We start from the raw sequence: 13,237 nt of genomic DNA, 5'->3' as shown, positions 1-13,237 counted from the left end.
CCGGGTCCGGCTATTTGAAAATGTGCGGCGGAAACGTCACGATCGCCGCCTCCCCGCCGCTTGTTCCAAATGCAAGATGCTGACCATCGCGGGACCATTGCAAGGTGTGTACGGGGCCTCGACCGGGCGGTTTGACGATGAGTTCGTCGGCGTCTCCGATCCTGGCGACAACGACCATGCCGTCGCCGTAACCCGCTGCCACCAGGTGACGCTCCGGGTGCATATCCACCGCCTCGACGAGGACGAATCTGGCGCGGGCGGTCGCGAGGTTGGTCGGCTGTTCGCTGGCATCGCTGAGGCTGGAAACGTCCCACGCAATCACCCGATAGCCCCCGCTCGTAACCAGGACGCGGGAGTCTGCACTCCACGAAAGAGACGCAACGCTGGCAGGATAGCCGGGAATCCGGACGATCCGCGCATCGGAAAGGCGCACCAACACGATGCCCGTTTTTGCGACCGATATGGCCAGCCAGCTTCCGTCGGGACTCCATGACAAGGTTGAGATGGAGCCAAAATCGAATGAAGCCGCCGGCTCGGGTCGTGGCCCGAAGGCACGAACAAGCAGACAGCCGTCGACCCCCATCGCAAAGCGCCGACTATCCGATGATACGGCGATTGCCGATGCATTTCCTCCCGCACGCTCTTGCAGCCAGCCGACGTCGCCATTGGAATCATAGGATATGACCGACCCGCCAGAAGCAGCCAGAATGCCGCCAGCCTGCACTGGGGTGACGAGATCGATAGGGGAACCATGGTTTGCGGCTAACTGCGTGATGCCGGATGTCGACACGCCGACCAATCGGCTGCGATCACTCGCGATAAAGCCGGAAGCTCCGATCGGGGCAAGATGAAACGGAGCGTCGCTGATTGCGACTTTCGTCAACGGCGGCACCGGTTTTCGTCGCGGTGAAATCGTTGTTCGGCCCCCGTCGAGCGCGATACGACAGCGATCCTGCGGCGGCTCGATATCAGTCAGGGGAGCTATCGCCAGCGCCCCATCGGCGAGGGCGAACGCAACTACCTGTCCCGCCAGGTCGAACGCCACACTGGTAACGGGCGCACCTAAAGTCCAGTGCCGGCCAAGCAATTCATAGAGCGTTACGGTCTCTGCTTCCATCGTATCCATCGATCGCCTCACATTCGGAGGGGCTGACCCGCGGCGGCAATCCACCTGTCCAGTTCTTCGAGGCGTTGCTCCAGCGCGGCGCAATGCGCGTCGCATGCCGCCATTTTGGCATTTGCGTTTTGCAGGCGTCCGCGCGCGTCCTCTAGCTCCTTGGCGAGCGCATGCGAGGCGCCTGTTGCCGCAATCTCCTGCTCGATCCGCTGAATCTCGAACTCCGCCCCGCCGCCAAGCTGACGGTTCAGAAGGCTGCGCGATTGAGCGGACGATATCTCCTGAACGACCAGCAACCGCTGCTTCAGCATTTCGGCAAGCGTCGGAGAATCATCACTCATGAATCCGTCTCGACTTGAACCAGGATTCGCTGCAAGCCACCGACATCAGATACAAAGTGTTTCTGCGCATCATTGATGTGAGATTGCAGCGAGTCCCACAGATCGACTCTCAGCAACCGCGCCGGATCTCCGGCCATCGTCTCGAGCGTCTGCAGGCCGAACTGATGTCGCAAGCCGATACCCTGCAAGACGAAATCGGTCAGCTCGCGTGCATGCGTTTCGATGAAGGGACGCAATAGTGGGTGTGCGCCGTAGCTGATGCCGCGCTTTGCGAGTTCGGTCTCGATGAACACGATGAAATGCCGCACCAGGAGATTCTGGCTTTCGCCGATCAGGTGCACCATGAAAGTGACGTCGCTGTCGGCGCGCGCAAGAATCTGCGACGCCAGCGTCGCCGCGGCGACCGGCTCTCCTCCGCTCTTCTGTTCATCCCAGACAGTTGCCATGCCTGCCCTGTCCTCAGCTCCGCGAGCGGTATTGATGCAATTTGCGATACAGCGTGGCACGCGAAAGTCCCAGCTTTTCGGCGGCGGCAGCAATATTGCCGCCCGCGTTTGCGACAGCCCTCTCGATGGCCCGACGCTCCATTTCGTCGAAGCGCGCGATCTCGTCGCCTCCCGATCTAGGGCCATCCTCCGCCGGCGAGCGCGCCTGAAGTGGCTGAGCCGCAGCTTCCCGGAAATCCTCCGGCAAGTCCCTGGGGGTGACGATGCCGGTGAGCGTCATCAGCACAAGGTTCTCGATCAGATTGCGCAGCTCGCGAACGTTGCCTGGCCAGCTATAGCTCCGCAGCAATTCCATCGTGGCGGCCTCGAAACGCAGCGGTTCGGTGCTATAGGTCGCGGCGAACTGTCTGTTGAAGTGATCGATCAGGATCTCGACATCGCCCAAGCGCTCGCGGAGCGGCGGGATGATGAACTTGACGACACCGATCCGGAAATACAGATCCTTTCGGAAACGTCCCTCCGCCACCTCCTGCTTCAAGTTCCGATTGGTCGACGCTACGAGCCGGACGTCCACCGGGCGCGGCTTGCTGTCACCGAGCCGGTATACCGCGCGCTCTTCCAGCACACGGAGCAGATAAGGTTGCAGATCCAGTGGCATCTCACCGATCTCGTCGAGGCTGAGCACGCCGCCATTGGCAAATTCAAACCGTCCAGGCCTGCCCTCGCGCGTGGCGCCGGTGAAGGCGCCTGGCGCATGGCCGAACAATTCGCCGCCGAGAAGCTCTTTCGATACCGCACCGCAATTGAGGGCAACGAAGGGCTCCTTGCCCGTCTTCTGGCTGGCCGCGTGAACCAGGCGGGCAAATAGTTCCTTACCGACGCCCGTCTCGCCCTCAAGCAGGATTGCTGTCCGGCCGAGCGCCGCCCGCTCAACCTTCTCGACCGTTTGCAGCAATGCTTCACTGCATCCGACAATTGCGTCCTTGGCCGACATGAGTGCGGCGTGGGCTGTCGGCGACATCTGGGATACGGCAAGATTCACGCGCGGCCTCGATGCGAGCACCAGCATCGCGCCCTTCACCACGCCGTCGACCACTAATGGCTCGATCCGCTGCTCCCGCAGTTCCTCAGGCAGCCCATTCGCAAGCTCTCTGGCCAAGACGCCGTCGGTGCTCGGGAGAAGCTGCGTTCCGATGCTCAAGTCCTGCGATTGCGCAATCCGCCGCCAGCGAACCGAGGCCATGTCGTTGTGATGAACGACCCTGCCGAACCGATCAAGAATGACGACGCCGTCCGCGCTGTTCATCCCGGGCATTCGAGAAATGCTGGCCTCGAGTAGCTGCATTCTCTCGATGCGAATCTTCTCCGAGAGAGCGAGCTCGATATGATTGGCCGCGACCACCGCGAGCGCGACATTATGCCGGTGAAAGATCGCCTGGGGTCCGGAAAAATCGACAATGCCGATGATGCTGCCGTCGATCGGACTACGAATCGGGCTGCCGACACAGGTCCATGCCTTGATGCCCTCCGAAAAGTGCTCGGCCGCATGGACATGAACCGGTTTTCCCGTGATGAGTGCTGTGCCAATGCCGTTGGTGCCGGTAACCGTCTCGCCCCACGCTGCACCGACTTCCAGGCGAATATCATGGCCTGCATCAATCGTCCGCTGATCGCCCCCCACGTCCAGCACGACGCCGTTCCTGTCTGTGATGACGACCATCGTGGCGGCGTCACCGAGCACCTCCGCGACGCGGCGGAAGGTCTCCGCACTCGAACCAAGCAAGTCATCATTCTTCAGACGCAGCTCGTAGAGATCGTCCGGCGAGGCGACGAGATTGCTGCCCTTGCAATGAGCATTGACCCCGGACTGGACACTGCGCTGCCATGATTCCTCGATGACGCCTCGCACTGGCGCGTTCTCGCGCCTGAGGTCCCCGAACGTCAAAAAGTTTTCCCATGCCCTGTTGGTTTCTCGCTCATCGTATGGCCGCCCCTGCTCCGTATCCGTGGCGCCCGGAACTTTGTAGCCTTCCAGGGAAAACGGCGGCTTGGCCATGAGCGTTTCCGTCAGCATTGGAGCACCATACGTACGTTGGCAAACAGCAACCCGATCGGCAGAAACGACCTGAACCGGACCTGATCGGAATCGTCATCCCCACAGGCCGAGTTTACGGAGATCATTCGACGTTTTTGGCGATCGCATCCAACCCGAGACGGCCGGCGATGATCTGTTCCAGGCGTTCCTCGGACACCTCATCGGGCACGCTCACTCCTTCAAGGTCGGCGAGGACCTTGCAGAGCTCTTCATCCAGCGGATCGAAGATTCCGTTCTCGCGCGTCGCGAGAGCGAAGTATCGCGATTGGCCCGTTCCGCGCAGCTCGCCGACAAAATGGAGTTGCCGCCCCGACGCGAGATCAGCGATGACGACACGGCCGTTAAGGCTGATCCGCACATATGGTTCCAACTCTCTGGGACGGCCTGGCGGCATCAACCAGAGCTTGCCTGATGGCTGGGGCTGCGGCGGGGGTGCGGAATTGCGCAATTCCTGCCAGCGCCCAGCCGTCAGATGATTGGCGATCGCGTCGATCTTCGTGCGGTTCTTCCGAATGAAGTCCTTCGCCGCGACCTCTTCGCGGCGCGGACCATCGCGCTTGGAAATGATGTGGACCATGTTTTCCTCCCGCCCGGTCGGTCGGATGACCGTGGAGGCTTGTGCACTGCCTCCTTCGGCTCACGCCGGAGCTTTTTAAGATTGTAGCCCGTTCTCGCTCATTGTCACCGTCCAATCATTCGACCACAAAGGTATGGATCGTCAGACGACGATGCGGAACACTGACCGCGTACAGTGCCTCATGCACGCCCTAGCTTCTCTGCCCCGCCCCCCAGTGCCGGTCCCTGGGTCGGGTCGATGTACTGCGGCACGTCGGCCACAAGCGTGTTGGTGGTCAGCACCAGCGTGGCAACGGAAGCCGCGTTTCGAAGCGCGGTATACGTCACCCGCACCGGATCGACGATGCCGGCTGAAACCATGTCGATGAAGACACCGTTGGCGGCATCGAACCCCACGCCCGCCGGGGCGCTCAGCAGGTCGGCCACGACTTTCTCCGCATCATAGCCCGCATTCCGGGCAATGAATGCGGCGGGACGGGATAGTGTTTCTCGCACCAACTTGATGCCCTCGCCGAGGTCGCCATTGACGTTGCCGAGCGTGCGCACGACCATCGGCGCGCACTGCGCCAATGCGGTGCCGCCACCCGGCACGATGCCCTCCTCGGCTGCGGCACGCGCCGCACTGAGCGCATCGTCGATCAACTGGATCGTCCGTTTTTGCTCGACGGGCGTCACGCCACCCGCAAGGATCACCGCCGTTCCTCCTGAGAGCTTCGCCAGGCGCTCCTTGAGCTTGTCCTGCTCGATATTGGGTGGTGCCAGATCGTACTGTTTCGCCACCTGCTGGCGCCGCGCCGCGATCGCCGCTTCGTCGCCACCGCCGCGAATGATCACCGTTTCGCGTCCACTTGCCCGAACTTGTCGCGCGGTTCCCAGATCGGCAAGGCTGGCTTCTTCCAGCTTGCCGCCAAGCTCGCGAGCGATGACCCGTCCCCCTGTTATGATAGCGAGATCGTCCATCATCGCCTTGCGCCAGTGGCCGTAGTCGGGTGGATTTACCACCAGAACCTTGCCGCGGTTACCATCGCCAAGCAGCGTGACGACGACGTCAGGCGCGATCTCTTCAGCGACGATGACAAGCGGTCGCCCGGTCGAGGCGACCGTCGCGCGCACCGCCGACAGTTCGCCCGGCGTTTTGATTTTCAAGTCAGTCAGGAGAATGTAGGGCTGATCCAGCACCACCTCCATCTTTTCGACATCGGTCACCATGTGATGGGAGATGTAACCACGGTCGAACGACATGCCTTCGACCACTTCGAGCGTCGTGCTGGTCGTCAGCCCGTAATCGGAACTAATGATGCCATCCTTGCCGACACGCTCCACCGCCTCCGCGATTAGACCGCCAAGATGGGGGTCGGTCGAGGCGATCGTCGCCACCGCCTGCAGTGTCTTGCGATCGGATACAGCAATTGCCCCACTCTTGAGAGTCTCGACAACGACCTCGACGGCCCGGTCAATCCCCTTGCAGAGATCGACCGCCTTGGCACCGCGCTCCAGGGCTGCAACGCCTCCTTGGATCAGGCCGTTTGCGAGCACCATCGCCGTCGTTGTACCATCGCCGGCAACTTCGTTGGTCTGCATCGAGACCTCACGCACCACCTGCGCGCCCATGTTCTCGAAACGGTCAGGCAACTCGATTTCCGAGGCAATTGTGACGCCATCGCGTGACACCATGGGCGTGCCGATTGGCCTGTCGACCATTGCGTTCATGCCCTTGGGACCGAGGGTCGATTCGACCGCGGCGGCAAGCTTCTGGACTCCGCGCGCAAGAGCGCGACGGGCTTCTATGTCATGCAGCAGAACTTTCGCCATTATGTTTCACTCCCACGTGGCTATATATTTTTGTCTGGTCGGGCGGACTTGCTGACCGCTCCGGTTGTTGGCACCCGCAAGCACGAGGCGCGTCACCTCATGCAACCGCGGTGGAATGCTTCTCGGCTGGCCCGGCCGCCCGCACGGCACAGCCACTGCCGCAGCCTCCGCACGGCGCCACGTCGACGGCAGTCTGCCCCGCATCGCCGTCACGCTCGCGATAGCGCGCCGCAAGAAGGCCCCTGCACAACAAGCTGTTAAACTCCATGTTGATCCGCACCCCCCGCAACCGCTGCAGATAAGGGGCAAGCTCGCGGCGCTTGATCGGATGTCCCTCGTAACTGACGAAGACCTGATCACCAGGCCGCCTGGCAAGGCGTTGTTCAACCAAAAGTTCGCGATAGCGCGGCTTCTGGCGCGCGGCTTGCTCCGAACCGAACGCGATTTCGTCATAGGTGCCTAGATTCATCTGACAAATCGCCTGGTCGTCATGACCAGCCTCTCGCAACGCCAGAATCATGACCTCCTGGCGTCGCTCGAACGCCTTGCGGCGGAACTTCTCACGCACCTCATCAAGCGAGCCTCCGGAAGCAAAGTCCCGGAGTGCGTCGCCGAACGATTTGCCCTCGCTGACGCCACGATTGATCTCTTCGGCGACCATGTGATCCCGAAGCTGCAGTCGTGTCTCGCTAACCCATGACAGCGAAGACACCGCCCGCTGCATGTCGTCGGCCATGAGGAAAGCGAAGTTCGCTGAGCACCAGTAGGTCGGCAAGCGGAAGACGATATCGACCCCGCCATCATCATCGACATTGACAAGCTCAACAAATCCAAGCTCGGTGACCGACTCGTCGAGCTCGGGATCGGTGACCAGCGCGAGGCGTTCCCATACCTCGCGGGTCCTTCGGTCATGATGCAGAAGGATAGCGTCCATCGTTGTCACTCCGCCGCGGTTGCGTGCGCGCTTCCCGCGAGCTTGCCCCTCTGAGCCTCGACATCCACCCCGTAGAGGCGCGCGGCGTTGAGACCGAGGATCTTCTTCTTTGCCTGCAGCGTCAGATCGACGCCGTGCTCCTGCTTCAGATCGTCGGGCAGCTCGAAGTTCCAGAATTTTTCGACCAGCCAGCGGGGCGTCCAGATGGCGTAATCGCTGCCGAAAAGAAGCTTGTCTTCGCCGACCCAGAACAGCAGTTCGCTGATCACTTCGGCGAAATAGCGTGGACGGCCATGGATGAACGGCAGCGCCACCGCGAGGCCGCCATAGACGTTGGTCTCCTGCACAGCGATCCAGCAGAAATCGTCCAGTCGCGGCAAGCCGCAATGCTCGATGATGAAATTAAGACCCTGGAAGTCGGTGGCTGCATGATCGACGTCGTGAACATCGAATGCATCCTTGTCCAATGGAATGATGGTCGGCCCCTTGTGGACGTGGATGTTCTTGACGCCAAGCTTTTCGCAGAGCTCGAGGCAACGATAGGCGTTTGGATCGGTCAACTTCCAGCCCCGTGACTCGCCCTTCCACTCCGCCGTATAGAGCTTCACGCCCTTTATGCCGAACGTCTCCTTCATATAATGAATGTATTCGAGCGCCCGCTCTCCATCCCGTGGATCAAAGGCGCCGTTGACAATGAAGCGATCCTTGTACCGCTTCGCCATTTCGGCGTTGCGGTCGATCGTGTTGAACCCGTTCTTGTAGAATTCGGTAAGGTACGTCGACTGCACGATCGCCATATCGTCCGGGCCGTCGACGAACAGATCGTGGTACATCTGCTCGGCGCTGTACTTCTCGAACTGGTCCTTGGGCCAGAGCTTATCCGGCGGGCTGAGCGAGGTATGATAGGTGTAGAAGCAGTCAATGAACTGCTTGCCGTGAATGTTCCGCTGGTTCGCCGGACTGCCGTCCCAGAAATGGGTGTGCCCGTCGATGACGAAGACTTCCTCGCCGGTGGGGGTTATGAACATGATAATCTCCAAGGTTTTGCTAAGCGCTTTTCCATCAACGTCGGGACCGCCGACCGTGCGAGAAATTGGTGGGGCCGCAGTCACCAGGATACGACCCCACCCAGGCTCGGGAGTTGCAAGAGGTCACTTGCAAGAGGTCACTCGATGTATTCGAAGACCTCTTCCATGTTGCCGAACAGCGTCACCGTATTGTCGTCGATACGCACCATTCGGCCATAATGAGTCGAGGTGTTCACTTCGAAGATCTCGGCCGTCATGTCTTTGCCGAGAATTTCGCTGATCTCATCCATCTTGAAGACCAGCCTGCCCTCACCGTCGATGCGGATCAGGGCTGGCTGGTAGGTCACGGTCACGTTCGGCTTCTTCGCCATGAACTCGGCGATGGCACGCGCTTCCACGCTGTCATTCATCGTGACGCCGCACTGATGAGAAATCGTCTGGTCGAAGACGATGTCTCCCATCTTCTGGAAGATGTTCTGGTTGGTCGCAGTTCTGGAAGCAACGGACATTGCAATTTACTCCTTGGGAAGGACGAGACCGAGCTCGCCGAGAATCTTCTTGATGCGTTCGACCGACTGTGCGCGGGCGTCGGCGTACTGCACCGGCTTCGAATGCGGCTGCGACCAGATCGGCTGCAGGCCGGCGGCCGCCTTGTTGGCGAGCGCCACGTGCTTGTCCACCCAGCCCTGGAACAGGTTCTTGTTGTGGGCGGCATGCTGATTGTCGGTCACCAGAAGATGCAGAAGGTCGATCGTGTTCGCGAGATTGCGCTCATAGTCGGCCTCGGCCGCGGAAATGACGGACGGCGTGATGAAGTCGCCGTTCGACGAGGCCACCTGCATCAGGAAGCCGCTACGAAACAGCTCGCCGACGAGCGGCTCGAACACGATGTTGATGGCGAAGTATTGCTCGAGATAGTCGGACGAACCCATGATCGATTCGACCGCTTCCCTTGCGCCTTGCCAGCCCTTGTCTTCCAACCAGGTGCGCTTGCCCGCCGCGTCGTCGAAGCCCGGAATGTCCATTCCGATCTCGGCGAGATAGAGCGTGATGTCCTGCGCAAGGCGAAGCTTGTAGGACGAGTTGGTCAATGTCGCATTGTTGATCATCTGCGTATAGCCGTAGCGCTGAGCCTGCATCAGCGACGTGCCGAGGCCGAACTCGACATGTTTCCACGCCCCGAGGTGGTTTTGCAGAATCTTGACCCACGCTTTGTTGAAAGCCTTCGGCGCGCCAGACTTGCGGCCGTTGGCGATCACCGATTGAACCATCCCTTCGATCTTGGACTGACGCTGGTAGTGGGTGCGCTCCCACTCCTGGTCGGGCGCACGGAATGCATGCCAGTTCGAGCTCAGCGCCGCAGTATTGTCCTTGGTGTAGGCGCCCTTCCCGTTGGGGAAGGAGATGATCCAGTCCTGCAGCAAGTAGCGTTCCGGATCGGGCTGCACATCAACGGTCACGTCCTCGTAGTGCGTCGCCCGCTTGCTGCGCGGCTCGAAATACCTGTACCTGCGGCTGTCCGAATCCGGAAACACCGCAGCGCCTGCTGCACCGGATCCCACTGAAACGCTTGGAACTGCAGTCATAGTCTCCTCCTCCCATTGGTGGCTTTGCACTTGACGGACCGGCACTCGGAAAGTCTCAGTTGGCGGCCGGCGTGAACTTGTCGAAGAAGATGCGGTCCGCTTCGACGTCATTCATCTGCAGCACCGGCGTCAGCGCCTCGATCATCGGCGATGGTCCGCAGGCGTAGACATCGACGTCTTCCCCGTATCCCGAGTTGCGCAGGTGCGCCCCGACCGCTTCATGCACGAAGCCCTTTTCCCCGCGCCAGGCTGTGTCGTCGGCTGCGTGAGAGAGGACAGGCACGAACGTAAAATCCGGATGCTTTGCCGAGAGTTCTGCAAAGCGATCGAGATAGAAAAGGTCGTTCTGCGTCCGGGCTCCGTAGAAGAAGCGCACTGGACGCGCTTCCCCGGAGCTGATGTGATCGTGGAGGATTGACCAGAGCGGCGACATTCCCGATCCGCCCCCGACCAGGATCATGGCTCCGTTTCGGTTTTCTCGCCGGAAGCAGGTGCCGTAAGGTCCCCTGATCCCGACCCTGGTTCCGAGGGCAAGGTCCCCGTCGAGCCGGGAGGAGAAACGTCCGTTCGGGTACTTCTTGATGATGAATGCGAGTTTTTGGCCTTCGAGCGGCGAATTTGCCATGGAAAACGAGCGCGTAATCGTCTCTGCCCCCGCGAGCGTGATGTCGACATATTGACCCGCCCAGAACTTCAGAGGTTGCTCCAGCGAGATCTCAAGGTGCCTGATGTCGTGGGTCAGCGCGGAGACGCTCGTCACTGTGCCCGTGAAGTCCCTGACCGGTATCGATTTCGACAGCACCTCTTCGTCATAGTTGAGGAGCTCTACTTCGAGATCCGAGTAGGCCAACGTGCGGCACAACAAAATGTAATCCTGACCGCGCTCCATCTCGTTGAGCGCGAACGTCGAGTATTTCTTCAGCTCCACATCGCCCTCGGTAAGGACGCATTTGCACGCTGAACATTGTCCCTCCTTGCAACCATGCGGCAACGCGATGCCTTGGCGGAAGGCGGCATCAAGGACGGTCTCGTTCTCCTCGACCTCGAATTCTATGCCTACCGGATGCAGGCGAACGACATTAGCGGGCGCGCCCATGGGGCCTCCTCAAACCAAGGCTTGCAGAACTTTCAGGGATTGAGAGAAGGAGCCGACCGGAGCCGGCTCCTTCCGTTTGGGTCAGTTGCAGGGATTGACGGTGAATCCCTTGCGATACTCGGCGAGATGCGCCTCCCGGTCGGCCGGGCTCATTTCTCGCAGCGTCAGCAGCGGGCTCTTCAAGGTGTGGCCGCGGACATCGTCAAGCGTCCACATCTCCTTCTCGTCGAAGCGCAGGTGTGGCTGCGGCACCAGCGTCTTGCCGTCAGTGCGGACGAAGCCGAGGTCCTTGATCGCATCGGCGAGGTCCCAGCCATCGTAGCAGCTTTCCCATTCCCGCCGTCCGCTGAACCGGCCCATCGCGGGCGTCGGTCGTCCCTCGTATTCGCCGGCGAATGCCTGCACGGCAGTCCAGCGATCCAGCTCATGCGCGAAGGTATAGAGCTTGCCGTCAATCTCGTCCGTAACGATGTCCTCACGGATCAGGCAAGGCACCAGGCACGACCAGCAACGATGCGGATAGACGTAGCCGACATCGCTGTTGAAGAGGATGTTGGTCTGGCCGGGATGCGACAGCTTCTCGTACCATTTCCAGAATTCGCCGAACTGGGCGTACCAGCCCGGATATTTATGCTCGAACCACTCGAAGTCCTTGTCGGTCTGAGCTTCGATCCGCCAGAAGTTCACCGACCAGCCGACCGCGAAGAATTGCGCGACCCTGTGCACGTAGTGCTTCTCGGTCAGGCGCTTCCAGGCTGTCTGGACGTCGTCATGATGGATCTTGATGCCGTATTTCTCGAGCGGCAGCATATAGGTGCGATAATAGTCCTCGAAGATCCAGCGATGCCACATCTCCGCATAGGACTCCTTGTTCTTGTCGCGGTTCGTGGTTCCATACTCGATGAAGGTTCCGATCGCGGCATCGACGATCGCGTGGTTCTGCCAGAAGGCATAGCGCAGGTCCCGTTCGATCAGCAGATGGTTGTCGGGCTCCTTGAGCATGGACATCAGCATCGAATGGCCGTTGCCGATGTGCCGGCTTTCGTCCGACTGCACGGAAAGGAACACGGTCGGAAGCGCGTAGTCGCCGTTGCGAGCGGCTTCGGACGGCATCGCCACGAACAGCGTGTTCGTGAAGGCAGTCTCAGCCACGACGGTCAGATAGATGTTCGCCGAAGTGATTGCGTCACCGGTGATGAAGCCCTCACCAAACTGACGGCCGATCGTGGTGGCGTAGCACTTGCCGAACGCCTCTTCCGTGATATCGAACCCGGCCGGATCGATGTAGTTCTCCATGTACCACCTCTTGAGGTTCATCTGGATCGTCGAGTGACGAAACTCGTCGACCATCTGCATCGTGAAGCCGGTGCGGAGATCCTCACCCGGAGCGAGACGGCCGACCATGGCCATCGAGCGCGCCGCCGAGATCTCGGGGAACGGGATGATTGCCAGAAACAGCTTCATCCACTCGACCCATCGCGGCTCGACGTTGCGGAACATGTCGCCGCGCAGGGCCGCATCAAGCGCGCCATAGACGCGGTTGTCCTTTTCCTCCTGCATCGGGAAATAGGAGCGAAGGACCTGTTTCATCGGGTCCTTCGGCGCCTTCGTGATCTTGTAGTCCGTGGGGAAGGTCATCGCTTCCTGGACGTAGGAAGGATTCCAGCCGAGATCTGCAATCTTCTTTGCAGCGTCACCGACGGAAATGCCGCGCTGGGCGGTGATCTTGTTGAGCGTTAGCGTTCCAGACATCTAGTCTATCCTCCTGATCGAGTCAGAAACCACATCGATATTCCGCCTGCCCTGCGCCTCGACGGGCCGGGCAGTGCTTACCCGTGCGTTACGGGCCACCTCGCGGCCGTTCTCACGACCGGACGTTTGATATCGGCAAGGGTCTCAGGATGACTGTGGAGCGCTCTGCGGACGATCAGCAGCGATCATGGAACCAGCGGCTCGATCGCAATTGCGTTGTCCCGAAGATACGCCCTCAGCTCGACATCCCCTTCCCTCGTTCTTTTCGCGGCTCGCCCCAGACGATGGACCAGTCAGCGTTGTTGTGCTCAGGAGCTTTGCAATGGGCGTGCCAGCTCGTCCGAGCGCCTCGCCAGATGATTTCTGATGACGTGAGCGTGACATGAGTGACGGTCGCGCACGCACGGCTCTCGGCTTGACGACTGATCGAGACGCAAATTGCGACAGGAATTGC

General features: G+C 60.4%; 12 protein-coding genes. All 12 read right to left on the bottom strand.

Going from position 1 to position 13,237, the window contains the following annotated elements; all coding sequences use genetic code 11:
* Positions 1-10 precede the first annotated feature (10 nt).
* Entirely contained in the window at positions 11-1,126 is a 1,116-nt protein-coding gene (locus YY7_RS0103540) for a WD40 repeat domain-containing protein (RefSeq protein ID WP_028162016.1), read from the bottom strand.
* Between the two features lie 8 nt (positions 1,127-1,134).
* Entirely contained in the window at positions 1,135-1,428 is a 294-nt protein-coding gene (locus YY7_RS0103535) for a hypothetical protein (RefSeq protein WP_155255018.1), read from the bottom strand.
* A gap of 26 nt (positions 1,429-1,454) precedes the next feature.
* A complete protein-coding gene (locus tag YY7_RS0103530) occupies positions 1,455-1,904 on the bottom strand; it encodes a hypothetical protein (RefSeq protein ID WP_028162014.1) in 450 nt (149 codons plus the stop codon).
* Positions 1,905-1,917: 13 nt separating this feature from the next.
* The gene (locus YY7_RS0103525; protein ID WP_245287181.1) at positions 1,918-3,960 is read right to left on the bottom strand and encodes a sigma-54-dependent Fis family transcriptional regulator; all 2,043 of its coding nucleotides are present in this window, start codon (positions 3,958-3,960) and stop codon (positions 1,918-1,920) included.
* 121 nt (positions 3,961-4,081) lie between these two features.
* Positions 4,082-4,576, bottom strand: a complete 495-nt coding sequence (locus YY7_RS0103515; RefSeq protein WP_028162012.1) for a hypothetical protein — start codon at positions 4,574-4,576, stop codon at positions 4,082-4,084.
* A gap of 179 nt (positions 4,577-4,755) precedes the next feature.
* Positions 4,756-6,387, bottom strand: coding sequence for a molecular chaperone GroEL (locus tag YY7_RS0103510; protein ID WP_028162011.1), 1,632 nt, complete (start codon positions 6,385-6,387; stop codon positions 4,756-4,758).
* A 97-nt stretch (positions 6,388-6,484) separates the two neighbouring features.
* Positions 6,485-7,321, bottom strand: coding sequence for a metal-sulfur cluster assembly factor (locus YY7_RS0103505; RefSeq protein ID WP_028162010.1), 837 nt, complete (start codon positions 7,319-7,321; stop codon positions 6,485-6,487).
* A gap of 5 nt (positions 7,322-7,326) precedes the next feature.
* Entirely contained in the window at positions 7,327-8,349 is a 1,023-nt protein-coding gene (locus YY7_RS0103500; protein ID WP_028162009.1) for an amidohydrolase family protein, read from the bottom strand.
* Positions 8,350-8,486: 137 nt separating this feature from the next.
* Positions 8,487-8,858, bottom strand: a complete 372-nt coding sequence (locus YY7_RS0103495; RefSeq protein ID WP_028162008.1) for an MmoB/DmpM family protein — start codon at positions 8,856-8,858, stop codon at positions 8,487-8,489.
* Between the two features lie 6 nt (positions 8,859-8,864).
* Positions 8,865-9,935, bottom strand: a complete 1,071-nt coding sequence (locus YY7_RS0103490) for an aromatic/alkene monooxygenase hydroxylase subunit beta (RefSeq protein ID WP_028162007.1) — start codon at positions 9,933-9,935, stop codon at positions 8,865-8,867.
* 55 nt (positions 9,936-9,990) lie between these two features.
* A complete protein-coding gene (locus tag YY7_RS0103485; RefSeq protein WP_028162006.1) occupies positions 9,991-11,031 on the bottom strand; it encodes a 2Fe-2S iron-sulfur cluster-binding protein in 1,041 nt (346 codons plus the stop codon).
* A gap of 81 nt (positions 11,032-11,112) precedes the next feature.
* Entirely contained in the window at positions 11,113-12,783 is a 1,671-nt protein-coding gene (locus tag YY7_RS0103480; RefSeq protein ID WP_028162005.1) for an aromatic/alkene/methane monooxygenase hydroxylase/oxygenase subunit alpha, read from the bottom strand.
* Between the last annotated feature and the right edge of the window lie 454 nt (positions 12,784-13,237).

The sequence above is a fragment of the Bradyrhizobium elkanii WSM2783 genome (assembly GCF_000472865.1).
Lineage (GTDB): Bacteria > Pseudomonadota > Alphaproteobacteria > Rhizobiales > Xanthobacteraceae > Bradyrhizobium > Bradyrhizobium elkanii_A.
This window is presented reverse-complemented; position numbering and strand designations above follow the sequence as displayed.

What these genes read in the sequence shown, in the direction of transcription:
- YY7_RS0103490 (WP_028162007.1), bottom strand. Translation starts at nt 9,935, where the DNA reads ATGACTGCAGTTCCAAGCGTTTCAGTGGGATCCGGTGCAGCAGGCGCT.
- YY7_RS0103525 (WP_245287181.1), bottom strand. Translation starts at nt 3,960, where the DNA reads ATGGCCAAGCCGCCGTTTTCCCTGGAAGGCTACAAAGTTCCGGGCGCC.
- YY7_RS0103495 (WP_028162008.1), bottom strand. Translation starts at nt 8,858, where the DNA reads ATGTCCGTTGCTTCCAGAACTGCGACCAACCAGAACATCTTCCAGAAG.
- YY7_RS0103530 (WP_028162014.1), bottom strand. Translation starts at nt 1,904, where the DNA reads ATGGCAACTGTCTGGGATGAACAGAAGAGCGGAGGAGAGCCGGTCGCC.
- YY7_RS0103515 (WP_028162012.1), bottom strand. Translation starts at nt 4,576, where the DNA reads ATGGTCCACATCATTTCCAAGCGCGATGGTCCGCGCCGCGAAGAGGTC.
- YY7_RS0103535 (WP_155255018.1), bottom strand. Translation starts at nt 1,428, where the DNA reads ATGCTGAAGCAGCGGTTGCTGGTCGTTCAGGAGATATCGTCCGCTCAA.
- YY7_RS0103485 (WP_028162006.1), bottom strand. Translation starts at nt 11,031, where the DNA reads ATGGGCGCGCCCGCTAATGTCGTTCGCCTGCATCCGGTAGGCATAGAA.
- YY7_RS0103500 (WP_028162009.1), bottom strand. Translation starts at nt 8,349, where the DNA reads ATGTTCATAACCCCCACCGGCGAGGAAGTCTTCGTCATCGACGGGCAC.
- YY7_RS0103510 (WP_028162011.1), bottom strand. Translation starts at nt 6,387, where the DNA reads ATGGCGAAAGTTCTGCTGCATGACATAGAAGCCCGTCGCGCTCTTGCG.
- YY7_RS0103540 (WP_028162016.1), bottom strand. Translation starts at nt 1,126, where the DNA reads ATGGATACGATGGAAGCAGAGACCGTAACGCTCTATGAATTGCTTGGC.
- YY7_RS0103480 (WP_028162005.1), bottom strand. Translation starts at nt 12,783, where the DNA reads ATGTCTGGAACGCTAACGCTCAACAAGATCACCGCCCAGCGCGGCATT.
- YY7_RS0103505 (WP_028162010.1), bottom strand. Translation starts at nt 7,321, where the DNA reads ATGGACGCTATCCTTCTGCATCATGACCGAAGGACCCGCGAGGTATGG.